Here is a 24,220-nt window from a genome sequence, read left to right as displayed (position 1 = left end):
GCCACACAGCCTCCGACCGAAGCCCCTTCGGCCGCCGCACCGCCTCAAGGAGAGCAATGAGAAAAGTCCTGCCGTTCATCGGCGCCGCCTGCGCCCTGGCACTCGTCGGCTGCGGAGGCTCATCCTCCGGAGCCGCAGATGACTCCGCGTCCGACCAGGGCTCGGCCGCCGACCAGGGCTCGGGCTCCGAACTCTCCGTCCCGCTCCCGGAGGGCTGGAAGCAGATCTCGGGGAAGAGCGACTTCTCCGCGATCACGGCGGACCCGAAGCTGCCCGCCGAGGTCGAAGACGGCACCGGCACCGATGTCGAGGTCAAGGACATCGACAAGATCATCGTCGCCGGTGACGGCGTCGCCTCGACACTGGGTGCGCTCGGCCTGGCCGACAAGATCGCGGCCGCCCCCGAGGATGCCGTCTCTCCCGAAGCCAAGGACGCCCCGGAACACTTCGAGTTCAGCAAGAGCACCGGCGTCGAGGGTCTGCTCGCGATGGACGGCTCGCTGTTCATCGGCGACAACGTCAAACGGCACGGCGACGTGGCCAAGCAGTTCCGCGACGCCGGGACCGACGCGGTCGTCATGGACGACCAGCAGTCGCAGGGCGACAAGCTCAAGGCCGTCGCCTCCTATGTCGGGGCCGACGAAGCGGGCGAGGAGCTCGCGAAGACCGTCGACGACCAGCTCGCCGACGCCGCGGACACGGCGGAGGAATCAGGGACGAAGGATCTCTCGATTATCGAGGTCACGGCCACCGGCGCGGGCGGCCAGAATGCGGTCGCCGGCACCGGAACCCCCGGAAACGAGATGATCGAAACGCTCGGGTTCACGAGCGTGGGCGCAGAATCCAAGCTGCGCGGGTACTCCCGAGAATTCAGCAATGAGGGCATCGTCGCCTCGGCGCCGGACGTCATCGTCATGGCCGAATCGGACTACGAGAAATGGGGCGGCGAAGACGGCCTGTGGAAGGCGTTCCCGACGCTCGACCAGACTCCTGCCGGCCAGAACTCGGCGATCTTCGTCATGCCCGACGCCCAGCTGAAGTACTCGAGCCCGGAGATCGGTGTCGGTGCGCAGGCCCTCGCCGAGGCGGTCGCGCAGCTGCCGTGACATCGAAGGTTCTCAATCGATCCCAGATGCCAGTGTCGACGCCGGCGACCGGCAGTGCTGCCGCGAAAGCGGAGAAGCAGCACAGCGTCAGGAGGCTGCCGCTGCTGACCTGCGTGGTCATCGGTCTCGCGGTCCTCGCCCTGCTCATGGTCGTCTCGGCCTCGGTCGGGCCGCTGCGGATCCCGCTCGGCGACGTCACCCGCATCGTCTGGGCACAGCTGGGACTGGGCGACGGTTCAGGACTGAGCCAGCGCGACGTCTCCGTCGTGTGGCAGCTGCGCATCCCCCGCGTCCTCATGGGCGTGCTCGTGGGAGCCGCGCTCGCGATCTCCGGGGCGGCGCTGCAGAGCCTGTTCAACAACCCTCTGGCCGATCCCGGGATCATCGGCGTCAGCGGCGGAGCCTCTGCCGGTGCCGTCGGCGTCATCGTGCTCGCCGGCGGCAGCATCACCTGGCTCCTGCCGCTGGGGGCCTTCCTCGCGGGACTGGCGGTGACCGGCCTCATCTACGTCCTCGCCCGACCCGGGCGAAACACCGGGACCTCGCGGATGCTGCTCGTCGGCATCGCGGTCGGGTCCGGGTGCCAGGCGCTGACCGGATTCTTCACCTTCATCGCCGATGACCAACAGCTCCAGACCCTGACGTTCTGGCAGATGGGATCGCTGGCGAAGGTGATCTGGCCGCAGTTCTGGGCGACCCTGCCCGTCTTCGTCGCGGGCCTCGTCATCATCCTCCTCAACGCCCGCACCCTCGATGTCCTCACCCTCGGTGAGCGCGAGGCCCAGCACCTCGGCCTCAACGTCAAACGCAGCCGACTGACCATCATCATCGCCACCGCGCTGCTCACCGGTGCGGCCGTGGCCTTCGCCGGTGCCATCGGCTTCGTCGGCCTCGTCGTCCCGCACATCGTGCGCATCGTCGTCGGCCCCGGCCATCGCGGGCTGCTGCCGATCTCGGCGATCGCCGGCGCGATCCTCATCGTCGCCGCCGACTGCGCCTCCCGCGTCGTGGCCCCGCCCTCCGAGGTTCCGATCGGACTCTTCACGGCCGCCGTCGGGGCACCCTTCTTCCTGTTCCTGGTCGTGCGGATGAGGAAGAGCTCATGGTGAGACCCGATCCCGAGACCCGACCGACACCCGCCGAGGCCCGACCGACTCCCGCCGAGGCCCGACCGACTCCCGCCGAGGTGGTGGTGCGCGCCCGCGACGTCACCTTCGCCGTCGACGGCCGGGAGCTCGTCTCCGGGGTCTCCTTCGACCTGCGCGCCGGCGAGGTCGTCGCCCTCGTCGGTCCCAACGGTGCCGGCAAATCGACGATGCTCTCGCTGCTGTCCGGGGACGTGTCCCCGACGCGGGGGTCCGTGGAGATCTCCGGCGCCGAGGTGGGGGAGTGGAAGCCCGGACCGTTGGCTCGTATGCGGTCGGTGATGCTCCAGCACAACAGTTCGAACTTCGCCTTCAGTGTCGAGGAAGCCGTGCACATGGGGCGTCTGCCCTGGGACGTCGATGCCGAGCATGATGCCGCGCTCGTCGCCGAGGCGATCACTGATGCCGACCTCCGCGGCTTCGAGACCCGTGACATCACGACGCTCTCCGGCGGTGAGGCCGCACGCGTGTCCTTTGCGCGGACGAAGGTGCAGACCACCCCGATCGTCTTCCTCGACGAGCCCACCGCCGCCCTCGACCTCAGGCATCAGGAATCGCTGTTGACATCGGTGCGTCAGCTGCGCGGCGACGGCGCCGCCATCGTCGTCGTCCTCCACGACCTCAACCTCGCCCTGCGGTACTCCGACCGTGTCCTCGTGTTCGGAGACGGAAGGCTCGTCGCCGACGGCGGGCCGGCCGAGGCACTGACGGAATCGCTCGTCGAAGAGGTCTACGGGCAGCCCGTGCGCCGTGTGCGGCCGGAGGGAATCGACCACCCGATCCTCATCCCCGTGTGACAGCGTCTGCGCCCGTCCGCTCCCAGCACCCGCCGGTGCCACGTACAACGACCGCCCGCCGGCGCCCCGTGTGACAGCAGGGACGAGGGGCCGGTCACATCATGACACCGTCCGGGCCGCCTCGGCGATGGATCTGCGATCATTGAGGCATGAACACCAGCCCGGAAGAATCCACCGTCCCTGCTCCCGCCGCTGACCCGGCGGCAGCCTCGGCGACGGTCGCATCCTCAGCGTCGACACGCGAGGCCTCGACGCACACGGCGTCGACACGCGACGTCAAGGTCCGCGCGCCCGAGCTCGTCGGGCGCCGGTGGATGAACTCCGGCGGCAAGGACCTCACCCTGGCCGACCTGCGCGGCAAGGTCGTTCTGCTCGACTTCTGGACGTTCTGCTGCATCAACTGCCTCCACGTCCTCGACGAGCTGCGCCCGCTCGAGGAGAAGTACGGGCGGGAACTCGTCATCATCGGCGTCCACTCGCCGAAGTTCGAGTTCGAACGCACCGTCGAGGCCGTCGACCAGGCCGTCGAACGCTACCAGGTCGAACACCTCGTCCTCGACGACCCGGACCTCATCACGTGGCAGGCCTACACCGCCCGCGCCTGGCCGACGCTGGCCGTCATCGACCCCGAGGGCTACCTCGTGGCGACGATGTCCGGCGAGGGCCACGCCGCCGGTCTCACCGAGATCATCGAGGGCCTCATCACCGAACACTCGGCCAAGGGCACGCTCCACTCCGGTGACGGCCCCTACGTGCCGCCGCCGGCACCGGAGACCGACCTGTTCTATCCCGGGAAGGTCACGCGGCTGCCCACGGGCAACCTCCTCGTCGCCGACTCCGGACACCACAGCCTCGTCGAATACGACGCAACAGCGCAGACCATCATCCGCCGCATCGGCACCGGTGAGCGGGGCGCGGACGACGGAGACTTCGCCACGGCGTCCTTCAGCGAACCCGGCGGCATCGCCGTGCTGCCCGACGAGCTCGCCGCGAAGGTCGGCTACAGCCTCGTCGTCGCCGACACCGTCAACCACCTCCTGCGCGGCATCGACCTCGAGACCGAGACCGTGACGACCCTCGCCGGCACCGGCGAGCAGCACATGGTCGGCGCCATCGACAATGTCTGCGGCAAGCACGGTGAGCTCGGGCGATACGACGGGCCCGGGCGTGATGTGAAGCTGTCCTCGCCGTGGGACGTCCTCTTCGTCCCCTCCACCGCCGAGGTGGTCGTGGCGATGGCCGGCAATCACACCATCTGGTCCTTCGACCCCGAGGACGGATCGATCCGCATCCTCTCGGGCACGATGAACGAGGGGTTGAGCGACGGAGACGCCGAGTCGGCCTGGTTCGCCCAGACATCGGGTCTCGACCTCGACTCGGAAGGCCGGGTGCTCATCGCCGACTCCGAGACCTCCTCGATCCGGCGCCTCGACCCCGCCAGCGGCATGGTCTCCACGCTGGTGGGCGTCGGGCTCTTCGACTTCGGCTTCCGTGACGGACCGGCCGCCGAGGCGCGCCTGCAGCACCCCTTGGGAGTGCGCAGCCTGCCCGACGGGTCCATCGCGATCGCCGACACCTACAACGGTGCGATCCGCCGCTACGGCCCGACCACCGAAGAGGTCACCACGCTGGCCCGGGGGCTGCGCGAACCCTCGGACATCCTCGTCGTCGACGCCGCCGGGGCCGACGGTGAGGGCGAAGCCGGCACTGGCTCTGGCTCAGCATCGGGCGCGGCCACCGGAGTCGGCGCTGCCGATGATGCTGCCTCCGCACCAGGCACCTCAGGCGAGGCCGAACTCCTCGTCGTCGAGTCCGCCGCGCACACGCTGACCCGGGTGAAGCTGCCCAAGGACGCCCAGAAGGTCGACGAAGGCGCGCTGACGACGAAGCGCCCTTCGACTCAGATCGCGTCCGGGCCGGTGTCGATCAGCGTGAGCTTCACGGTTCCGGCCGGGCAGAAACTCGATGACCGCTGGGGCGATCCGACGTTCCTGCGGGTCTCGTCGACCCCGCCGGAGCTCATCGTCTCCGGCGACGGGGGAGCCGAAGGACTCGGACGCGACATCGTCATCAACCCCGACCTCGACGGTGGAGTGCTGCATGTGACCGCGCGTGCCGCCGCCTGCGACGGAGAGCCCGGGGGAGAGATCCCGCTGCACGCGGCCTGCCACCTCTACCAGCAGGACTGGGGCATCCCCGTCGATCTCGCGGACGCGGCGCCGAACGAACTCAACCTCGACCTCCGCGGCGCCTGAGCCCCTCTTCCAAAGATTGTTTGGTCGATCCGCTTCGTTCTGAACGCTCAGAACGCTGTGGAACGACCAAACAATCGAGCCAGGCTCTGATTTTTCGGACCGAGCGAGTGGAAGGGAGGGACCTCACCCGACGACCTCACCCGCCGGATACGACCTCACCCGACGAGCCCGTCCGAGCTGAGTCCATTCACCCGACGGAGACGTCGCCGAGGCGGCGCGGTTCGAAGCTGACCTGCGAGGACTTCACGACCACGGAGCCGCCGAGGACGAACGAGAGCTTCTCGTCGAAATCGTGTTCGGCCGCGGTGACGATGTCGCGGTAGCGGCCCTTGATCCGGACCTCCACCGTCGACGGGGTGACCTCGAGGTCGTTGCCCGACGCTGTGAGGCTGATCTGCGGCTTGCGCTCGAGAGACCAGCTGACATCGCCGATGATCTCGTTGTCCGTGTCGTAGCCGAAAACGCACCCGGCCGGCATGAGCGTCTTCGATTTCACGCAGTTCTCGAGGTGGTCGGTGACCTGCTCGGTCACGGTCTCCTCGAGCTTGGCCGTCGGTTCGGGCGAGAGCTTCACGGTGTGGGAATCACCGGGGGCGGTCACCTCGGCGCGTTCGGACTTCGACTTGAGATACGTCGCATCGAACCCGACGAGGTAGCTGGCCGGGAACAGCACCGGCACCGACCCGGCGCTGACCCCATAGCCGTTGACCGTCGCCGTCGAGGACCCTGAGACGTCGAGGGTCAGGGTCGGCCACTTCTTCTGCTCGATGGCCCAACGGTCGAACAGGCCCGCGCTTGCAGGGAGCCTGACCATGGTCAGATCGATCGTCTGCTCCTGTGAGGACAGGGTGTAGCTGAGGCGGACCTTCGCGTGATCGCCGTCGACGGAGACGGTCTCCGCTTTCGCCTCCCGCGGCAGATCGGGAGCTGCGGACAGAACCTCGCTGCTCAGCGCCAGCGTCGATGCCGGAGTGGGGGAGGACAGATAGGAGAATGCGCGGTGGGCGTCGCCCTTTTCGAGCGCGCCGATATAGGCCTCTGCGGCACTGGCAGGCGTGTAGACGGTGAGGTTGAGGAGGGGAACGGCCGCGACCGTGAGCACGATGACTGTCAGAGCCGAGATCAGAAGCGTGCGCGAGGTTCGCATGGCTCTCCTGATTCGGTTGGGGACTGAGCGGGGACTGAGCAGAATTCAGTCTATCTGCCGCACATCACTCCACTGAGTAGGCGTGCAACGCGGAAGTGTCGACCTCGACGAAGACATGCGTGCCGACCTTGACGTTGGCAAGCAGTTCGGCGACGGTCGAGCCGAGCCCCGGATGGAGGATCCCGAACCCCGCCGAGGCGGCAGCCGGCGCATCGGCCGAGCCGGTGGGGCCCGCCGCACCGTCGATGTCGGTGGTGCGAGCAGCACCCGCGGTCCCGGCGAGGTCGGCGAGGTCGACGTCGAGTGCGAGCCCCATCTCGGTGTCGACCGGGGACAGCTTCGCCTGCAGGCAGGAGCCGCGATCGCGCAGTCCCGTGATGATAGCTTCGAACACCGTCGCCGAGGTGAACGCCGGGTCGTGCTCGTCCAGTGACAGCAGCGCGGCACGCCACCCGAGGGTGACGAAGACCTTCCCGTCGAGTTCGGTGCGGGCCTTCACCGCCGAATGGCCGATCGACAGCCATCCCCTGCGCGCCAGACCCGAATAGACGTTGACGCCGCTGAGCTCGGCCGGAAGCGAACCCCGGGGTTCGCTCACGATCTCCTCCAAGGAACCCAGCGCGACGAGCTGGTCCTTCTCGATGTCGGCCACCCCTGCCTCGGCGATGGTGTGATCGGTCAGCGAATTCGAGCTCAACACGACTCCGCGGCCCTCGACGCGAACGAGTTCGGCGAAGCGATTCCGCAGTCCGGTGCGCAGGTGGCCCGGCACCGAGGCGAACGGGTCGATGAAGGTCAGCCACCGGGATCCGCTCGCCCACGCCGCGGCGAAGGTGAGGCGGGCACGGTCGGCGGCCTCGAGGTCGCGCAGGCGATGTCGCAGGATCTCCGGCCGCAGACCGAACGTCGTCAATGCATCCGTCATCTGCGCCGATGCCGCCTCCCCAGATCCGGCATCGGCGTCGCGAAGATAGTGCTTCATCCAGCTGCGCACACGCAAACGACCCGACCGGTCTCCGGTCGGGACGCGTGGCGGTGGTGCGACGTGGGACAGGGCCGCCACGGACAGCACCACCGAGGTGGTGCTGTCCGGGCTGCCCATGAGTCCGAGCATTGTCCCTGCTCGCAGACGTCCGAGATCGATCTCGCGCCCAGCGAGCTGCAGCCCCGCGAGGGACAATTCATCGTTCAACGGATCTTAGAACTCCGCTGGGTCGTCGGTGGCGTGCATCCGCCGACGGGTGATGATGACGGCTGCGGCACCGACGGCGAGCAGACCGACACCGAGTGCCAGGCCGGTCATCTCGGCACCGGTGCGCGGCAGGTCGCTTCCGGAGGAGTCCGAGCCGTTGCCCGCACTGTTGCTGCCGGAGCCGTTGCCGCCGTCGTCGACGGCGGTGCCGTTGGTGAGGACCGTGAAGCTTCCGCCCTGGGGCTCATCGAAGCTCTCGGCCTGAGCGGTGACGTTGTAGGTGCCGAGCACGGACTTGACCTTGGCCTGGACGCCGAAGGTCGCCTTGCCTTCGGAGTCGGCTTCCTTCGTCATCGTGTAGCGATCGACCTTGCCCTGGGCATGCTCGACCGTGATGGTGATCTTCTCACCGGGCTGGGCTCCGCTGACGCCGAGCTTGATGCCCTTGTTGAGGAAGTCTTCGGAGCTGATCTCCGTCGGGTCGATGAAGAGGGACTGCTTGGCAGCTGCCGGAGCCTTCTTCTCATCGGAGCCGGGGCTGGCCGGTCCGGTCGACTCGGAGGCCTTGTCCTCGGACTTCTCGTCGTCGGACTTCGAGCCGTCGTCCTCGGACGCCTTCCGCTTCGTGTCGTCGGACTTGTCGGTGTCCTCGGAGTCCTTGGACGCGTCGGCGTCGTCGGTCTCGGTCGGCTTCGGAGCCTCGGACGTCGTCGGGGCCTCGGACGTCGTCGGAGCCTCGGACGTCTTGTCGTCGGCGTCCTCGGCCTTGTCGGAGTCCTCGTCGTCGGCGTCCTTGGCATCGTCGGTCTCGGTCGGCTTCGGAGCCTCAGTAGTGGGCTTCTTGGCCGGGCCGGGGTTGACTCCCTTGACCGGGCTTTCGCTGGACTTGTCGTCAGACTTGTCGTCGGTCTCGGTCGGGCTCGGAGTGTTCGACTCCGAGGGCTTCTCGGTTCCGGTCTCGGACGGCGACGGCGATTCCGATTCGGTCGCGTCGTCGCCGTTGTCGGCCGGAGCGGTGGCGGAGTCGCAGTTCTTGTCGTCGTCGTTGTTGCCCGGAGTGTCATCGTTTCCGGGATTGTCGACGTCGGAAGCCTTGGAGACGACCTCGAAGCTGACCTTCGAGGACTTCTTCTCCGACTTGAGATCGGTGAGGTAGAGCGAGTACTTCCCGACGGGAACCTTCGCTCCCTCGGTCACGGAGAAGAAGTAGGTGCCGGACACCTCGCCCTTCTCGTCGACCGTGAGCTTCTTCTCCGGTGCGTATTCGGTGCCGTCGGTGCCGACGACCGTCACGGTGGCCTTCTCGTCCGGGGTGAATCCGGTGCCGGAGAAGCCGATTCCCTTCTTCTGGTCCGCGATGTCGTCTCGGGTCACCTGCGCCTGAGCAAGGGTGGCCTGAGGATCCGATTCGTCGGGAACAGAGGAATCCGATTCGGAGTCGTCGGATGACTGCTGCTCTTCCTGAGCGCAGACCTCCGTGGGAGAGACCGTAGCGGGGGACGATGTCTCCGCGAACGCCGGGGCGCCAGCAAGACCTGTCAATGCAACGGCTACTGCGGGGGCAAGCACAAGACGCGAGGTCTTCACAGTAATGCCTTTCGATTGTTGTCTACCCACGAAAGGCGATGGGACTCCCGGCATTCCTTGGCTTAAGAAGGGGAAGGCACCATCGTGCGCGGGTCCGTACAGCACATCACTCTAAAGCATTCACCAGTCGCTGTGGGGAGACACACGGGCAAAAACCAGGAGAATTGGGGTGAATCGTTATCGGTTTGTGACATCAATTCGGCGTGTCGCACTGGGGCTTGCTCGTTTTCACTGTCGTCCGACGACTGTCGGGTGCTCATATTTCGGGTTGCTGAGCGCTGGTCGGACGGTTGCCGCGCCGGGCTCGGGCACAGCATCTCAGGCACGGATCCTCGAGCGCAGCATTTCGAGCGCTCCGGCGCCCGAACGACTACCATCGGATACGTGACTCTCCTATCCGACCGCGACATCCGCGCCGAGCTCGACTCCGGTCGCATCGTCCTCGACCCCTACGACCCCTCGCTGATCCAGCCGGCCAGCGTCGACGTCTGCCTCGACCGCTACTTCCGTCTCTTCGACAACCACAAGTACCCGGTCATCGATCCGAGCCTCGAACAGCCTGAACTCACGCGCTTCGTCGAGGCTGCCCCGGGAGAGCCGTTCGTCCTCCACCCCGGCGAGTTCGTCCTGGCCTCGACCCATGAGCTCGTCACTCTGCCCGATGACGTCGCCGCCCGCCTCGAAGGGAAGTCCTCGCTGGGACGGCTCGGGCTGCTCACCCACTCGACCGCCGGATTCATCGATCCGGGATTCAGCGGCCACGTGACCCTCGAGCTCTCGAATGTCGCGACCCTGCCGATCACTCTGTGGCCGGGCATGAAGATCGGGCAGCTGTGCTTCTTCCGCCTCAGCTCCTCGGCGCTCAACCCCTACGGTTCGGAGGCCACCGGCAACCGGTACCAGGGTCAGCGCGGTCCCACGGCCTCTCGATCGCACCTCAACTTCTACCGGAGGGACATGTGATCACTCGCCGCGAACTGCGGCTCCAACGCGAAGCCGCTGAACGCGCCGCCCGCGAACAGGCCGACGGCGCGCGCTATGCCGGCCCCGACTATGCCGGCCCTGACTCGGACGTCCCTGACCGAACTGGAACCGGCGCCGTCGGCTCTGGCATCGCCGACCCTGACGGTGCCGGTATTCCTGCCGACCATGGTGTCGCAGGCCCCGGCCGCCCTTCCATTCCCGCCGGCCCTGACCACACTCAGCCGCCCGACGTCTCCGATTCTGCCGCGAGCAGGCGGCGGACGGGGATGCCGTCGACGGGCAGGCCCGGCTACGGCGCCCGCGGCGGATCCGCACCTGCGGAGACGGCCACCTCGGCGGATCTGCGGGGATTCCACCTCCTGCTCCTCGATGACGAGGTCGAGGTCTCGGATGTCCTCGCGCTCATCCACAACAAGCTTCCCGACCTGCAGCCGCGCCTCGACGAACACGGGCAGATGCGGCTGAGTCGGCACTCCCGGCTCAGCATCGGGGTCGACCTCGAACCTGCCGACGTCGCCGCTCTCGACGTTCCCGACTGGGCCCGGCACGCCGTCGTCATCGACTGCCCCCGCGACCGTCAGCCGACCCCGCCGCCGGATTGGCACGCCGATGCGGACGGGCTCCATGAGGCTTTCCCGGCGGGGATGCCCGACCGGGAGGAGGAACGGATGCTCAGCCTCTTCCTGTCCATCGCCTCCCGCCTGCACACGGGGCTGCGCCTGGCCGATGAGGCCGATCTGCCGACCCGCGTGATCATTCCCGACCCCGATGCGAAGGTCGACCTCTACCTCTACTCGCCGTACTGGCTCGAACCGGCGGTGGCGCTGGAGTTCGTGCGCCGGCATGCCCCGCACGCCTTCCAGCAGGCGCTGCCCACCCCCGACGAGGATGTGCTGGCACAGGCGAGCATCGACGATCCGCTCTTCGACCCCTCGGCTCCGGTCGTCCTCGACGGCTATGCGCTGCTGGTCCCGCTCGGAGACATCGCCGAGAGCGCGGGCAGCCTCGAGATCCGTGTGATGGAGGCCGAATGGGTGCCGCCGATCATCGCCGCACACTCGGACGCTCCGCAGATCGAGTACCACGTGCATTGGATGGACACCGAGTCCCGTCGCTACCGACCCGACCAGAGCCGGCGGTTCCGGCGGATGCGCGGCGAAGTCGCCCGGCTGACCGATGCCATCGGGGCCGAGCTCCTCGTCGGCTGCGATGGGATCGGGCTCGACGAGAACGGCTTCCTCGTCACCAGTCGCCAGCTGCGCGAGTGGACTTCGCCGGCTGGATGAGTGAGTTTCTCAGCTCCGCAAGTGAGCTCGACAGCAGTTTCGAACCGGTGACGGCTGCCTCCCTTACCTGGACGTCGCAACCTCCCGATCCGGTCGCGCCGAACGTCGCCCAACCTCGGCGTCACTCCAGGTGCGAGCCCCGTCATGACGGGCGATTCGCCCCCATATCAGACGTTTCCTGATTGGGGAAACAACGCCCGTCCGTGCAAAAATAGGTCACGGACCTTTCCCGCATTCAGGCATATGACGGAGGTGGCTGCCGGTGTTAGCCATGACAGGTGCCTTCTTCGGCGCGTCTGTCATTGCCTACCCCCTGATCCGCCTCCTCGGCCGCAACGGCTTCTTCTTCCTCGCCCTCGTTCCCCTGGCGGGACTGATCTTCAGCCTGTCGAAGATCGGCGACCTCTTCGGGCCCGTTGCCCACCCCCTGGTCGAGTCGATGGACTGGCTGCCGGCGCTGGGACTTGAGGGTGTGTTCCGTCTCGATGTCCTCTCCTGGGTGATGAGTCTGCTCGTCACCGGCGTCGGAACCCTCGTCTTCGTCTACTGTGCCCGCTACTTCCCGCCCGACGAGCCGGGCCTGGCCCGCTTCGCCGGCATCTTCATGGCCTTCGCGGCGATGATGTACGGACTCGTCGTCGCCGACGAGCTCCTCATGCTCTACCTGTTCTGGGAAGGCACCACGGTCTTCTCGTACCTGCTCATCGGCCACAACCAGTCCCGGCGCCGCTCCCGCCAGGCCGCCCTGCAGGCGCTCATCGTCACCACCGCCGGCGGCCTGGCCATGCTCGTGGGCATGATCATGCTCATCACAGCCACCGGCACCGGCCGGATCTCCACGCTCATCGATCGCGCTCAGCAGGGCATGGACACCGGTCCGATCATCATCAGCGCGGTCATCCTCATCCTCATCGGCGCGATCTCGAAGTCGGCGCTCATGCCGTTCCACTTCTGGCTGCCCGGTGCCATGGCCGCACCCACCCCGGTCAGCGCCTACCTCCACGCCGCCGCCATGGTCAAGGCCGGCATCTACCTCGTGCTGCGGCTGGCGCCCGGATACCACCACGTCCCGGGGTGGACCGAGACGCTGCTGACCCTCGGCCTGCTGACGATGTTCATCGGCGGGTGGCAGGCGCTCAAGCAGACCGACCTCAAACTTCTGTTGGCCTTCGGCACCGTCTCCCAGCTGGGTTTCCTCACCACCATGGCCTCGTTCGGGACCCCGGACATCACGAAGGCGGCCCTGGGTCTGCTCATCGCCCATGCGCTGTTCAAGTCCTGCCTGTTCCTGTGCGTGGGCATCATCGACCACCGTGCCGGCACCCGTGATCTGACGAAGCTCTCCGGGGGGTGGAAGGCCTTCCCCGTCGTCGCCGTGTGCGCGACGATCGCGGCCGCCTCGATGGCGGGACTGCCACCGATGCTCGGCTTCGCCGCGAAAGAGGCCGCGTACTCGACGCTGCTGGCCTCCCCGGACAAGTCCTCGGTGATCGCGTTCATCGGCATCATGATCGGCTCGATCCTCACGGTCGCCTACTCGGCGCGCTTCGTCTGGGGAGCGTTCTCCTCGAAGCCCGGAGTCGACGACATCGCTCGCCGCGACGAGAAGGTCACCCTCGTCGTCGCTCCGCTCATCCTCACCGCGATGACCCTTGCCTTGGGCCCCGGGGTCGGCCTCCTCGACGGCTATTTCTCCGCGTGGACCGACTCCCTGCCGGTGGTGTCCGCCGAGGACGGGCACTACCACCTGGCACTGTGGCACGGTCTCGAACCGGCACTCGCATTCTCCGCCGTCACGATCGCCGCAGGCCTCGCGCTCTTCGTGCTGCGCCGCCCGTTCGCGAAGGTGCAGTCGACGCTGCCGTCGGGCATCGACTTCCACGAGCTCTATCGGAAGTCAATCGGCTGGATGGAGGCCCTGGCGCTGTGGGTCACCGCTCGCACCCAGCGCGGTTCGCTGCCGTTCTATCAGGCCGTGGTCTACCTCGTCCTCGTCGCCGGCGTCGGTCTGGCCGTCATCTCCAACGACACCTGGAACATCGACTTCCACCTCTCCGACACCCCGCTCGACTTCATCGTCGCGACCGTGCTCATCATCGTCGCGATCTCGGCGACGAGAGCGCGGAAGCGATTCACCGCGGTCGTCGTCACCGGCATCTCCGGATACGCGATGGTCGCCTACTTCGCCTTCGTCGGAGCACCCGACCTCGCGCTGACGCAGGTGCTCGTCGAGACCATCACGATCGTCGTCTTCGTCCTCGTCCTCCGTCGCCTGCCGGCCCGCATCGGCGAGTCCACCGGCCGTTTCACCCCGGCCTGGCGGGCGATCATCGGCGGTGCCGTGGGCATCACGATGATGCTGGTGGTCCTCATCGCCGCGGGCGTGCGCGTGTCCGATCCGGTCTCGGTCGACTTCGGTCAGCTCGCCTACGAACTCGGCCACGGCAAGAACATCGTCAACGTCACCCTCGTCGACATCCGTGCGTGGGACACGATGGGTGAGATCTCCGTGCTCGTCGCTGCGGGAACCGGGATCGCCGGCCTCATCTTCGTCCGCGGTCGCGAGGGTCACCTCCACCGCTTCGAACGGAAGAAGGACGGCACCGAGGCGGCCGGCCGGGTCCGCTTCCAGCCCGTGGCCGAAGAGGTCGCCGACATCCACAACCCCGGACGTGAGGATCTGTCGCAGAAGCGCGTGTCCTGGCTCATCGCCGGACGCACCCTGGCCCCGCGCAACCGCTCGATCATCCTCGAGGTGACCGCACGTCTGATCTTCCACGCCGTCATGGTCTTCTCCGTCTACCTCCTCTTCGCCGGTCACAACGACCCCGGCGGCGGATTCGCCGGCGGCCTCGTCGCCGGGCTCGCGCTCGTCGTGCGCTATCTGGCCGGAGGCAAGTACGAACTCGCCGAGGCGGCCCCCTTCACTCCGTCCGGGATGCTCGGCACCGGCCTGGTCACGGCGGTGCTCACCGTCATCGGCGGCTGGGTGTGGGGCGAGACCGTCTTCGACTCCGTCTACCTCGAAGGTGATCTGCCGCTGCTGGGACACCTGTCCTTCGGCACCTCGACCTTCTTCGACATCGGTGTCTACCTCATCGTCATCGGCCTCATGCTCGACATCCTCCGCTCGCTCGGCGCCGAAGTCGACCTGCACCAGGAGCGCGACGAGGCGATGCTGGCCCACCGCATTCACGACAACGTCAGCTTCTCCGAGAACATGGGCACCACGGCCGAACACCGAGCCGTGTCGGTGATCATGGATCGGGTCAACGAACTCGACGTCGACAACGGTGCGGAAGGAGGTCGACTGTGAGCATGCCCTTCGTCATGGTCGTGGCCATGGGCGTCCTCTTCGCCGCCGGCATCTACCTCATGCTCGAGCGGTCGCTGACCCGTGTCCTGCTCGGCTTCATCCTGCTCGGCAACGGCGCGAATCTGCTCATCATCCTCACCGCCGGCCGCGGTTCGGTGCCGCTGACCGATGGGAAGAACCTGTCGACGGAGGGCATGTCCGACCCGCTGCCGCAGGCCCTCATCCTCACCGCAATCGTCATCACCTTCGCCGTGACCGCGTTCCTGTTGGCGATGATCTACCGTTCCTGGAGGCTCATGCGCGCCGATTCGCTGCAGGACGACGACGCCGACCTCCAGGTCGCGATCACCAAGGTCATCGACTCCGAGGCGGAGGCGAGCACCGACTACGACGACACCGAGTTCGGTGACGAGGCGGAGTCCCCGATCAGGGGTGCCGTCGACCTCGACGACGACGGCACTCCCGATGAGAGGGAAGAGATCGCCGCGGAGATCGACGATGCTCCGAACCCGGCCCAGGCCGATGCCATCGCCGAGGCGGTCGTGGACTCCCAGACGGACGCGCACAGTGCGAACGAGGCCGAGGCCGCCGAGGAAGCGACGGACGCCAAGGAAGCGACGGATGCCGACGTAGCGACGGACACCGAGGAAGCGAAGGACACCAACGACGCCAAGGGCACGAAGGGGGATGACGCATGATCGATCTCCTGCCCGTCCTCATTCCGCTGCCGGTTCTGCTGCCGCTCATCGGCGCGGGCATCACGCTCGTCCTGTCCAAGTACACGAAGGCGCAGAACGTCGTGTCGATCGCGATCCTCTTGGCGGTCATGGTCATCGCCACGGTCGTGCTCTTCGGCGTCGACGCTCACGGGCCGCAGGTCGTGGCCATCGGCGGGTGGGAGCCGCCGGCGGGCATCGTGCTCGTGGCGGACAGGCTCTCCGCGCTCATGCTCATCGTCTCCTCGCTGGTGACTCTGTGCGTGCTCGTCTACGCTCTGAGCCAGGACGCGAACGACGATTCGAACGAGACCCCGATCTCCGTGTTCAACCCCAGCTATCTGGTGCTGTGCGCGGGCATCGCGAACTCCTTCCTCGCCGGCGACCTGTTCAACCTCTACGTCGGCTTCGAGATGTTCCTCGTCGCCTCGTATGTTCTGCTCACCCTCGGTGCGACGGCCGAACGGATCCGGGCGGGCGTGACCTACGTGATCATCTCTCTCGTGTCCTCGGTCATCTTCCTCACCGCGATCGGCATCATCTACGCGGCGACCGGCACGGTGAACATGGCGCAGCTGTCCGAGCGGATCTCCGACCTGCCCGCCGATGTGCAGATGATCCTCCACGTGCTGCTGCTGCTCGGCTTCGGCATCAAGGCCGCGATCTTCCCGCTCTCATTCTGGCTGCCCGACTCGTACCCGACGGCTCCGGCCCCGGTCACCGCGGTGTTCGCGGGACTGCTGACGAAGGTCGGCATCTACGCGATCATCCGGACAGAGACGCTGCTGTTCGCCGATTCCTCCCTGCGGGTGCCGCTGCTCATCGCGGCGGGACTGACGATGCTCGTGGGCATCCTCGGTGCGATCGCGCAGTCGGAGATCAAGAGGATCGTGTCCTTCACCCTCGTCTCCCACATCGGCTACATGCTCTTCGGTGTGGCTCTGGGCACGAGTGTGGGCCTGTCCGCGGCGATCTACTACACGCTCCACCACATCATCGTCCAGACCGCACTGTTCCTGGCCATCGGGCTCGTGGAGATGCGCGGCGGGTCCACCTCGACGAGGTCGTTGGGCGGACTCATGGTGCTCTCTCCGGTGCTGACGATCATGTTCTTCGTCCCGGCCCTCAATCTCTCCGGCATTCCGCCGTTCTCCGGCTTCATCGGCAAGGTCGCGCTGTTCCTCGCCGGCTTCGACGACCACGCGTGGCTGCCGACGGTCCTCATCGTCGCCGGCGCCCTGACGAGCCTGCTCACCCTCTACGTCATCGGCCGTACCTTCAACCTCGCTTTCTGGCGCGACCCCGCCGACGTCGAGGAGCCCAATGCGGACCTCGTCGACGAGTTCGCCGAACGGAAGAAGACGCTGCTGGCCGGGAAGAAGTGGAAGTCTCAGATCGGCGTGCCCCCTGCCATGGTGGTGGCCACCTCGGTGATCGTCATCGCCTCCATCGTGCTCACGGTCGCGGCCGAACCGCTGTGGGGGATGGCGGAACGGGCGGCAGAGAATCTGCAGACCCCGCTCGACTACGTCTCCAACGTGCTCGGAGATGAGAGCTGATGAGTCCGAGACGATCGACGCGCCTGAGCCGTCCTGCCGGCCCGACCCGACCGCGGATGAGCCGCGGCAGAGGGTTCGTCCAGCAGCTCGTGCTGCTCATCTCCCTCGTCCTGCTGTGGCTGATGCTGTGGGATTCGGTCACGGCGATCACCGTGGTCTCGGGCATCGTGGTCGCGTTCCTCGTCACCCGCGTCTTCTACCTGCCGCCGGTGGTGCTCTCCGGCCGGTTCAATGTCTGGCATGCGCTGGTCTTCGGCCTGTGGTTCATCTACTCGGTGCTCTACGCCTCGATCGAGGTCGCGTGGTTCGCATTCCGGCCCCGCGCCGTCGGTGCCGGTTCGGTCGTCGCCTGCGATCTGCGCACGAGCTCGGACCTCGTGCTCACGCTCATCGCCGACACCGCCAGCCTCATCCCCGGGTCGATCATCATCGACAGTGACCGGTCGATGGGCATCCTCTACCTCCACTTCCTCGACTGCGATTCGGAGGAGAAGGTGCGCAAGGCCAAGGCGCAGGTCTATCACATCGAGGAGCTGCTCATCCGCACGCTCGGTTCGCATCGTGACCTCGCCGCGCTGCGCTCCCGTCCGGATCCGCTCGGCGAGACCGCTGGAGGATCAGCATGAGTCAGATCGTCCTCGACATCCTCATCGTCGCCGGTTCGCTGCTCCTGGCCGCCTCGGTGGTCCTCGCCCTCTATCGCATCGTCCGCGGGCCCTCGATCCTCGATCGCATGATCGGCACCGACGTGGTGCTGGCCTCGATCATGTGCGGTCTCGGCGGGTACATGGCGCTGTCTGACCGCACGGACCTGCTGCCGGTGCTCATCGTGCTCGCGATGCTCGGATTCGTCGGGTCCGTGAGCGTGTCCCGGTACGTCTCGAAGTCCGATTCGATGACTCCCGGCGCCGAGGCGGGTGCGCTGTCCGATTTCTCCAGCACCGATTGGCACATGCCGCGGGACGCCCGCGATGAGACACCGTCGGATGCCGGTGAGCAGGGGCCCGGTGAGCGGGACTCCGCTGCGGAGGGTGAGTCTGCGCAGGGTGAGGACACCACCGCCGAGGCGGGGGCGCGGTCCGCATCGTCGCAGGACGCAGGTCCGGTGACCGATGAGGTCACCGAGATCGAGGACCCGACCTACGATCCCGACGCCGACGTCGACGGGGAGGGCGAGGGCACGGGACCCGATCCCGGTCCCGATGACGCCGAGCACATGAGCCGGGGCTCGACGGACGCGGACAGGGCCTCGACTGACGCGGACAGGGCCTCGACTGACGCGGACAGGGCTCCGACGGAAACGGACGAGACCTCCGGGGAAGGGCAGAACAATGGTTCTTGACATCATCTCGGCAGTGCTCATCCTCCTCGGCGCGGTCCTGTCCTTGGCCGCCGCGGTGGGACTCGTCCGCTTCGGGGATCTGCTCTCCCGCATGCACGCGAGTGCGAAACCGCAGGTCCTGGGCCTGACGCTCGTGTGTGTAGGGGTCGCGATCCAGTTCCCGACATGGGCGACGGTGACGACGCTGGCGATCATCATCTCCTTCCAGCTGGTGACGATCCCCGTCGCCACGCATATGGTCGGCCGCGCCGGCTATCGCACCAAGCACCTGCGTCGTTCTATGCTGTACCGAGACGAACTCGCCGAGGCGGTCGATCGTGCTGAGGCCCGAGAGCTTGCTTGGGAACGCCAGAGAGGAACCGGACCAGACCACCATGACGACTGACAATCACAGCGAGCCCCAACCACTCGTCTTAGTCGCCGATGATGAGCCCGACGTCCTCGGGGCGGTGGTGCCGTTCCTCGAGCGCTCAGGCTTCCGGGTTCTGCCGGCCAGCGACGGACTGCTGGCTCTCGATGAGATCCACCGGCACAGACCCGATGTCTGCGTGCTCGACGTGCTCATGCCCGGAGCCGACGGCCGACAGGTGCTCAGGCGTCTGCGGCAGGAGGAGAATTGGGTCCCGGTGCTGCTGCTGACTCAGGTCGGGGAGGGCGTCGAGCGGGCGATGGCGCTCGAGGAGGGCGCCGACGACTACCTCAACAAACCCTTCGACCCGCATGAGCTCGTCGCTCGCATCCGCGCGGTGCTCAGACGTACCCGCAATGACGGCCCCCCGTTGGCGACGGCCCCCGTGCTCGTGTCGAGCTTCGGGCTGCGCGTCGACCGCGTCGGTCGGAGGGCGTGGCTGGGGCCGCGCGAACTCGTCATCACGCCGAAGGGCTTCACTCTGCTCGAGTACCTCATGGTGCACAAGGAGGAGCTCATCGAACGCTCCCGACTGCTCGAGGTCCTGTGGGGCTTCGAGGAGGCCGTGGGCACTCGCGCGGTCGACTCCCGAGTCGCAGAGCTGCGACGGGTGCTCGGCGAGGATGCCGCCGAACCGCGGTGGATCGCCACCGTGCAGGGACGCGGATACCGCTTCGTCGGTGAGGTCCGCGGAGAGGACGGCCAGAGGCACGTATGACGAATTTCCTCGTTGTCGAGATCCAGGTCTGGCTGTTCCTGCTCCTGATCGTCCTCGTGCTCGCCGGTCTCGCCGTCGGAGCATGGTTCGCATGGCGGTCTCTGCAGAAGCGGGAGGCGACGCTGCGGGAGTCCATCGAGACCGCGGCCGCCGAGGACTCGATGACGAAGCGGAATCGCATGCTCATTCGTCTCGACCACGAGCTGAAGAATCCGCTCACGGCGCTGCGCACCTCGGCGGCGAGCATCCGCGAGGTCGTCCGCGACGGGGGAACCCTGTCCGAGGTGGAGCCGGCCGCCAAGCAGGTCGACGTGTCCTCGAGGCGGGTGGCGCGGCTGCTCGCCGATCTGCGCAAGCTCGCCGATGTCGAGACCCGCATCATCGAATACGCCCGCGTCGACCTCGACGCGCTCATCCATCAGGCCGTCGAGGACGCCTCGACCGCGCCCGGCGCCGAGGATCGGATGATCGTGGCCACGGTCGCTCGGGCGCCGTGGCGGCTGCCGGACGTCGCCGGTGAAGAGGACCTGCTGCTCACCGCGATCCTCAATCTTCTGGGCAATGCGCTCAAGTATTCGTCGCAGGCCGAGGTCGTCGAGCTGCGGGCCAACGAACAGATCATCGACGGCCACCGGTGGGTCGTCGTCGAGGTGGCCGATACGGGAAGCGGAATCCCTCTGGCCGAGCAGGAAGGCGTCTGGGACGAACTCTCCCGCGGCTCGCGGGTACGCGCCGTCGCCGGTTCGGGAATGGGGCTGTCGTTGGTGCGGGCGATCGTCACCCGCCATGGTGGGTCAGTGCAGCTGTTCAGCCAGGAGGGTGTCGGCACCTCGGTGCGCATGGTCCTGCCGGTGCTCGCCGATGCCGCGCCGGTGACCGTGCCGCAGATGTCCGAGCACATGGACCGGGTGGCCGCCGGATCGCATGCTGTGCAGCCGGTGCAGCAGGCGGATGCGCGGCAGGCACCCGGGTTCCTGCCGCCGCGCCAGCCGAACCAGGACGAACTCGAGGGGCGGATCCTCGGCACGCCGAGGCGGACGTCGAAACGTCGCCTCGAACGCATCGACGGGGCGCTGGTCAATCGCACCACGGGCGAGTCCGTCTCCGGCGGTCTGCCGCCGGACTCCGGCCAGCATTCGCAGTTCAAGCCGCCGCGCGGCGGTCCGGGCGGCGGGCAGAACCCGCAGCCCGTCCAGCCGAACAACGGTGCGCCGAACAACGGTCAGCAGCCCCCGATCGGCAGCCAGCCGAATTCGGGACCACAGCAGCCCTTTGGCAGTCAGCCCGGCATCAGCCAGCCGAACACCGGACAGCAGCCACCGATCGGCAGCCAGCCGGGCGGGCAGGGCTATGGCCAGCCGATTCCCGGGGCCCAACAGCCCTACGGCGGGCAGCCGAACGGCGGCTCCCAGAATTTCGGGCAGCAGCCTCAGTACGGCAGTCAGCCGCAGCCCTACACCGGCCAGCCGAAGTCCGGCCCACAGCGGCCCTCCGGCAGCCAGCCGAACTCCGGCCCGCAGAACGTCGGGCAGTCCACGCCGTTCGGCAACAACGCGCAGCCGAACTCCGGCTCTCAGCCGCCACACCCCGGCGCCGCCCCGACTACCGCACCGAACACCCCGCCGCAGCAGCCAGGTCCGGAGGAGGGGTGCCCGAAGCGGCGAGATCAGGGTGAGCAGCGGTGATCCCTCCGCGTCCGAAGAACACCGTCGGTATCCCGAAGCGCATACTCGGATCGGGCCCCGCGACCGCCTCGGAGAATGCCGGCACCCCGAAACGCGCGGCCGGGGCCGGGCCCTCACCAGGAACGCGGCGTGCCGCGGGCGCCGGAGCCCTGGCGCTGACCGTCCTCCTCAGCGGATGCTCGGTCCTGCAGATCCGCACCGAGGACACGTCATCGGGCCCCGTCAGGGTCGGTGTGCAGAAGACCGCCGGCTCCGAACCCACGAGCGAACCCACCGAGGGCGGGATTCCCGAGGGGATGAAGAAGGAGACCGTCACCCTCGGCGGCACCTGTCCCGTGGAGGTCTCCTTCGCGCTCGGAGATGATTGGACCGGCAGCACCGGCAGCACGGACCAGTTCCATATCTACTCTCGCTCCGACGGCTCGACGAGTTCAGACGTCTTCATGATCAGCTGCAACGACGAATACAGCGACAGCGCGCAGGAAGTCGTCGACCAGAAGAGAAAGTTCAGCTTCTCGAAGCAGGACTCTCAGGTCCTGGCCGAGAGGACCGGTTCGCTCAGCGCCGGTGAGTACTGGAGCTATCAGGCGGTACTCGGTGCCACAGAGATCCTTGCCATCGATCAGCAGCCCACCATGGCCTACGGTGTCCAGACGGGGTACAAGATCAATGGGCGCCTCGTCAGCCTCACCATCGAGATGCGCACCCTGAAGTCGAACACCGAGGCGGACGAAGAGTTCAGGAAGATCCTGCCGACGGTGAGCATCGACGGCGAGAAGGTCCCCGCCCCCAGCTTCCGTTAGTCGACCGGCGAATTAGGATGGGACGATGACGACCCACGACGCTGTGACCAGACTCCTCGACGCCCGCCGCCTGCAAGGTCTCCTGACGAACCAGAACGGCCGCGTCATCGCCAGTTACTCATTCCTCGACTCCGAAGGCAGCACCTCCCTCACCCACCTCGCCGACATCGGCGGCGAAGAGGCCCGCCGCCTCACTCGCGGTGCCCAGTCGATCGGGCCGACCGCGCTGAGCGACGACGGGACGATCGTCTTCGCCTCGAAGCGGAAGGGCGAGGACGGCAAAGACGCCGAGAGCTCGAGCCTCTGGGCGCTGCCGGACACCGGCGAGGCCCGCAAACTCGCCGACCACGAGGGCGGATTCTCTCGCATCGAGATCAAGGGCGAGACCCTCATCGTCGAATTCCCCGTCCACACCTGGGCCGCCGATGAGTCCGACCACCAGGAATTCAGCACCGAACGCAGCGAGGCTAAGGTCAGCGGCATCCTCCACACCGGATTCCCCGTCCGCCGGTGGGACCACGACCTGGGGCCGGGCAGACAGACCTTGGCCGTGGCGAAGCTCGACCAGTCCGGCGCCGACTTCCCCGAGGTCACCGACGAACTGAGCGTTCCTGCCGGCCTCGACTTCCGCTACCTGTCGCTGCCGAGCGGACGGCTCGTCGACTGGGCCGTCGACGACGAAGCACGGTTCGTCCTCGTCGAACTGGAGAAGCCGATCCCCGGCCAGCTCGAAGCCAGCGAGATCTGGCGCGTCGACCTCGAAGGCGAACCCGAACTGCACCGGCTGACGAAACCGGCCGCCGACCACGGGTTCGGCATCGAAGCCATCAGCCCCGACGGGACGAAAGCACTGGTCAGTCGCCAACAGTTCTGGACTCCTCGGACCAACCTCGCGGTCGAGCTCATGGTCCTCGATCTCGAAACGGCCGAGCTGGAACCGGTGTGGCCCGACGCAGACTTCTGGTTCTCCCCGATCTGGGTCGATGATTCGACGATCGTGGCCACGGCCGACGATCACGGACGCGGCAGCGTCTTCATCGGCGGACTCGACGATGCCGAGCCGAGGCGCCTCGTCGGAGGCGTCGACCAGAAGTATGCGTTCTCGGGACTCGCACTGCGCGGGGACACGGTCGTGGCGACCGCCTCAGCGATCGATGTCGCGCCCCTGCCGGTCTCGATCGACCTCGAGACCGGCGTCATCAGCGAACTCGCGAACCCGGCGACCGTCCTCGACGAGGAGGGAACCCTCACCGAGGTGGAGGTCCGCGCCGAGGACGGAACCCCGATCCGTGCATGGCTGGTCCTGCCGGAAGGGCAGGGGCCGCACCCGCTCGTCGTCTTCGCCCACGGCGGACCCTGGGGGTCATGGAACGCGTGGACCTACCGGTGGAATCCCTGTCCCTTCGCCGCTGCCGGCTATGCCGTGCTGCTGCCGGATCCGGCGATCTCGACCGGGTACGGCCAGGCGATGATCGACCGCGGTCAGCAGCAGCTGGGCGGCACTCCCTTCACCGACATCATGACGCTCACTGAGGCGGCCGGGCAGCGGGCGGACATCGACGATGAGCGCATCGCCCTGGCCGGCGGTTCATACGGCGGGTACATGGCGAACTGGATCGCGGGACATACGGGCAGCAGGTTCAGATGCATCGTCACCCATGCCTCCCTGTGGAACACCACCTCGATGGGCCGGACCACGGACAACTCGTCCTGGGACCAGGCGATGCGCGAGCAGGCGGCGGAATATTCTCCGCACCTCTTCGCCGGCGAGATCGAAGTCCCCATGCTCGTCATCCACGGAGACAAGGACTATCGGGTGCCGATCGGGCAGGGGCAGGAGCTGTGGCTGGATCTGCTCACGCAGGCGAAGACCCCGCTCGACGCCGACGGAGACACACAGCACCGGTTCCTCTACTACCCGGACGAAGGGCACTGGATCCTCGGTCGCGGCAATGCCGAGGTCTGGTACCGCACCGTGCTGGCCTTCCTCGATGCGCATGTGCTCGGGATCGAGGCGAACCGTGTCCGCACCCTGGGTTGAGCATCAGCATGAACGGAATCAGTGCTGAACGTTCATGGGAATGATCGACTTGCCGACAGATCGCACAGATTATCTATCGCTGAGGCGGGAAATGTGTCATTATTGTGATTGATTAGTGAAAGTTTCGATCAG

19 protein-coding genes are annotated in these 24,220 nt (G+C 67.2%); 16 read left to right on the top strand and 3 right to left on the bottom strand.

The genetic code is table 11. The features are described from left to right. The first annotated feature begins 56 nt into the window (after positions 1-56). From HK401_RS13215 to HK401_RS13200, 4 genes are all read left to right on the top strand, one after another. Entirely contained in the window at positions 57-1,106 is a 1,050-nt protein-coding gene (locus HK401_RS13215) for an ABC transporter substrate-binding protein (RefSeq protein ID WP_181275125.1), read from the top strand. 26 nt (positions 1,107-1,132) lie between these two features. Next, positions 1,133-2,215, top strand: coding sequence for a FecCD family ABC transporter permease (locus HK401_RS13210; RefSeq protein ID WP_258234190.1), 1,083 nt, complete (start codon positions 1,133-1,135; stop codon positions 2,213-2,215). Then, complete coding sequence (locus tag HK401_RS13205) at positions 2,209-3,048, top strand: heme ABC transporter ATP-binding protein (RefSeq protein WP_219921925.1); 840 nt, start codon at positions 2,209-2,211, stop codon at positions 3,046-3,048. Before HK401_RS13210 ends, HK401_RS13205 begins: the two co-directional genes overlap by 7 nt. A gap of 149 nt (positions 3,049-3,197) precedes the next feature. Continuing rightward, on the top strand, positions 3,198-5,303 hold the full coding sequence (locus tag HK401_RS13200; RefSeq protein WP_181275124.1) for an NHL domain-containing thioredoxin family protein: 2,106 nt from the start codon (positions 3,198-3,200) through the stop codon (positions 5,301-5,303). 187 nt (positions 5,304-5,490) lie between these two features. On the opposite strand, the gene HK401_RS13195 is transcribed toward HK401_RS13200, so the two are convergent. The 3 genes from HK401_RS13195 to HK401_RS21065 all read right to left on the bottom strand — a co-directional run bounded on the left by HK401_RS13195 (position 5,491) and on the right by HK401_RS21065 (position 9,229). Next, positions 5,491-6,450, bottom strand: coding sequence for a hypothetical protein (locus tag HK401_RS13195; RefSeq protein ID WP_181275123.1), 960 nt, complete (start codon positions 6,448-6,450; stop codon positions 5,491-5,493). A gap of 64 nt (positions 6,451-6,514) precedes the next feature. Continuing rightward, positions 6,515-7,642, bottom strand: a complete 1,128-nt coding sequence (locus tag HK401_RS13190) for an ABC transporter (protein WP_181275122.1) — start codon at positions 7,640-7,642, stop codon at positions 6,515-6,517. A gap of 6 nt (positions 7,643-7,648) precedes the next feature. Continuing rightward, positions 7,649-9,229, bottom strand: coding sequence for an LPXTG cell wall anchor domain-containing protein (locus tag HK401_RS21065; RefSeq protein WP_181275121.1), 1,581 nt, complete (start codon positions 9,227-9,229; stop codon positions 7,649-7,651). 384 nt (positions 9,230-9,613) lie between these two features. On the opposite strand from HK401_RS21065, the gene dcd reads away from it, so the two are divergent. From dcd to HK401_RS13125, 12 genes are all read left to right on the top strand, one after another. Next, on the top strand, positions 9,614-10,192 hold the full coding sequence (gene dcd, locus HK401_RS13180; protein WP_181275120.1) for a dCTP deaminase: 579 nt from the start codon (positions 9,614-9,616) through the stop codon (positions 10,190-10,192). Further along, on the top strand, positions 10,189-11,499 hold the full coding sequence (locus HK401_RS13175) for a hypothetical protein (protein WP_258234189.1): 1,311 nt from the start codon (positions 10,189-10,191) through the stop codon (positions 11,497-11,499). Before dcd ends, HK401_RS13175 begins: the two co-directional genes overlap by 4 nt. A gap of 271 nt (positions 11,500-11,770) precedes the next feature. Then, the gene (locus HK401_RS13170; protein WP_181275201.1) at positions 11,771-14,815 is read left to right on the top strand and encodes a Na+/H+ antiporter subunit A; all 3,045 of its coding nucleotides are present in this window, start codon (positions 11,771-11,773) and stop codon (positions 14,813-14,815) included. 2 nt (positions 14,816-14,817) lie between these two features. Further along, positions 14,818-15,513 carry a Na(+)/H(+) antiporter subunit C gene (locus tag HK401_RS20765; protein ID WP_258234202.1) on the top strand — a complete coding sequence of 232 codons (696 nt, stop codon included), beginning with the start codon at positions 14,818-14,820 and terminating at the stop codon, positions 15,511-15,513. Continuing rightward, positions 15,510-17,090, top strand: coding sequence for a Na+/H+ antiporter subunit D (locus HK401_RS13160; RefSeq protein WP_181275119.1), 1,581 nt, complete (start codon positions 15,510-15,512; stop codon positions 17,088-17,090). Before HK401_RS20765 ends, HK401_RS13160 begins: the two co-directional genes overlap by 4 nt. Continuing rightward, positions 17,090-17,716 carry a Na+/H+ antiporter subunit E gene (locus HK401_RS13155; protein ID WP_181275118.1) on the top strand — a complete coding sequence of 209 codons (627 nt, stop codon included), beginning with the start codon at positions 17,090-17,092 and terminating at the stop codon, positions 17,714-17,716. Before HK401_RS13160 ends, HK401_RS13155 begins: the two co-directional genes overlap by 1 nt. After that, a complete protein-coding gene (locus HK401_RS13150; RefSeq protein WP_181275117.1) occupies positions 17,713-18,432 on the top strand; it encodes a monovalent cation/H+ antiporter complex subunit F in 720 nt (239 codons plus the stop codon). Before HK401_RS13155 ends, HK401_RS13150 begins: the two co-directional genes overlap by 4 nt. Next, a complete protein-coding gene (mnhG, locus tag HK401_RS13145) occupies positions 18,422-18,817 on the top strand; it encodes a monovalent cation/H(+) antiporter subunit G (RefSeq protein WP_181275116.1) in 396 nt (131 codons plus the stop codon). The genes HK401_RS13150 and mnhG overlap by 11 nt, the downstream gene beginning before the upstream one ends. Further along, entirely contained in the window at positions 18,807-19,559 is a 753-nt protein-coding gene (locus HK401_RS13140; RefSeq protein WP_181275115.1) for a response regulator transcription factor, read from the top strand. Before mnhG ends, HK401_RS13140 begins: the two co-directional genes overlap by 11 nt. Next, complete coding sequence (locus HK401_RS13135) at positions 19,556-21,244, top strand: sensor histidine kinase (protein ID WP_181275114.1); 1,689 nt, start codon at positions 19,556-19,558, stop codon at positions 21,242-21,244. Before HK401_RS13140 ends, HK401_RS13135 begins: the two co-directional genes overlap by 4 nt. After that, complete coding sequence (locus HK401_RS13130) at positions 21,241-22,047, top strand: hypothetical protein (protein ID WP_309135988.1); 807 nt, start codon at positions 21,241-21,243, stop codon at positions 22,045-22,047. The genes HK401_RS13135 and HK401_RS13130 overlap by 4 nt, the downstream gene beginning before the upstream one ends. A 25-nt stretch (positions 22,048-22,072) precedes the next feature. Beyond that, complete coding sequence (locus HK401_RS13125; RefSeq protein WP_181275113.1) at positions 22,073-24,088, top strand: S9 family peptidase; 2,016 nt, start codon at positions 22,073-22,075, stop codon at positions 24,086-24,088. Positions 24,089-24,220: the final 132 nt, after the last annotated feature.

The sequence above is a fragment of the Brevibacterium oceani genome, from assembly GCF_013623835.1.
Lineage (GTDB): Bacteria > Actinomycetota > Actinomycetes > Actinomycetales > Brevibacteriaceae > Brevibacterium > Brevibacterium oceani.
This window is presented reverse-complemented; position numbering and strand designations above follow the sequence as displayed.

Bases quoted from the DNA above. Each gene is read 5' to 3' on its own strand.
- HK401_RS13215 (WP_181275125.1), top strand. From the start codon at position 57: ATGAGAAAAGTCCTGCCGTTCATCGGCGCCGCCTGCGCCCTGGCACTC.
- HK401_RS13210 (WP_258234190.1), top strand. From the start codon at position 1,133: ATGCCAGTGTCGACGCCGGCGACCGGCAGTGCTGCCGCGAAAGCGGAG.
- HK401_RS13205 (WP_219921925.1), top strand. From the start codon at position 2,209: ATGGTGAGACCCGATCCCGAGACCCGACCGACACCCGCCGAGGCCCGA.
- HK401_RS13200 (WP_181275124.1), top strand. From the start codon at position 3,198: ATGAACACCAGCCCGGAAGAATCCACCGTCCCTGCTCCCGCCGCTGAC.
- HK401_RS13195 (WP_181275123.1), bottom strand. From the start codon at position 6,450: ATGCGAACCTCGCGCACGCTTCTGATCTCGGCTCTGACAGTCATCGTG.
- HK401_RS13170 (WP_181275201.1), top strand. From the start codon at position 11,771: ATGACAGGTGCCTTCTTCGGCGCGTCTGTCATTGCCTACCCCCTGATC.
- HK401_RS20765 (WP_258234202.1), top strand. From the start codon at position 14,818: ATGCCCTTCGTCATGGTCGTGGCCATGGGCGTCCTCTTCGCCGCCGGC.
- HK401_RS13160 (WP_181275119.1), top strand. From the start codon at position 15,510: ATGATCGATCTCCTGCCCGTCCTCATTCCGCTGCCGGTTCTGCTGCCG.
- HK401_RS13155 (WP_181275118.1), top strand. From the start codon at position 17,090: ATGAGTCCGAGACGATCGACGCGCCTGAGCCGTCCTGCCGGCCCGACC.
- HK401_RS13150 (WP_181275117.1), top strand. From the start codon at position 17,713: ATGAGTCAGATCGTCCTCGACATCCTCATCGTCGCCGGTTCGCTGCTC.
- mnhG (WP_181275116.1), top strand. From the start codon at position 18,422: ATGGTTCTTGACATCATCTCGGCAGTGCTCATCCTCCTCGGCGCGGTC.
- HK401_RS13140 (WP_181275115.1), top strand. From the start codon at position 18,807: ATGACGACTGACAATCACAGCGAGCCCCAACCACTCGTCTTAGTCGCC.
- HK401_RS13135 (WP_181275114.1), top strand. From the start codon at position 19,556: ATGACGAATTTCCTCGTTGTCGAGATCCAGGTCTGGCTGTTCCTGCTC.
- HK401_RS13125 (WP_181275113.1), top strand. From the start codon at position 22,073: ATGACGACCCACGACGCTGTGACCAGACTCCTCGACGCCCGCCGCCTG.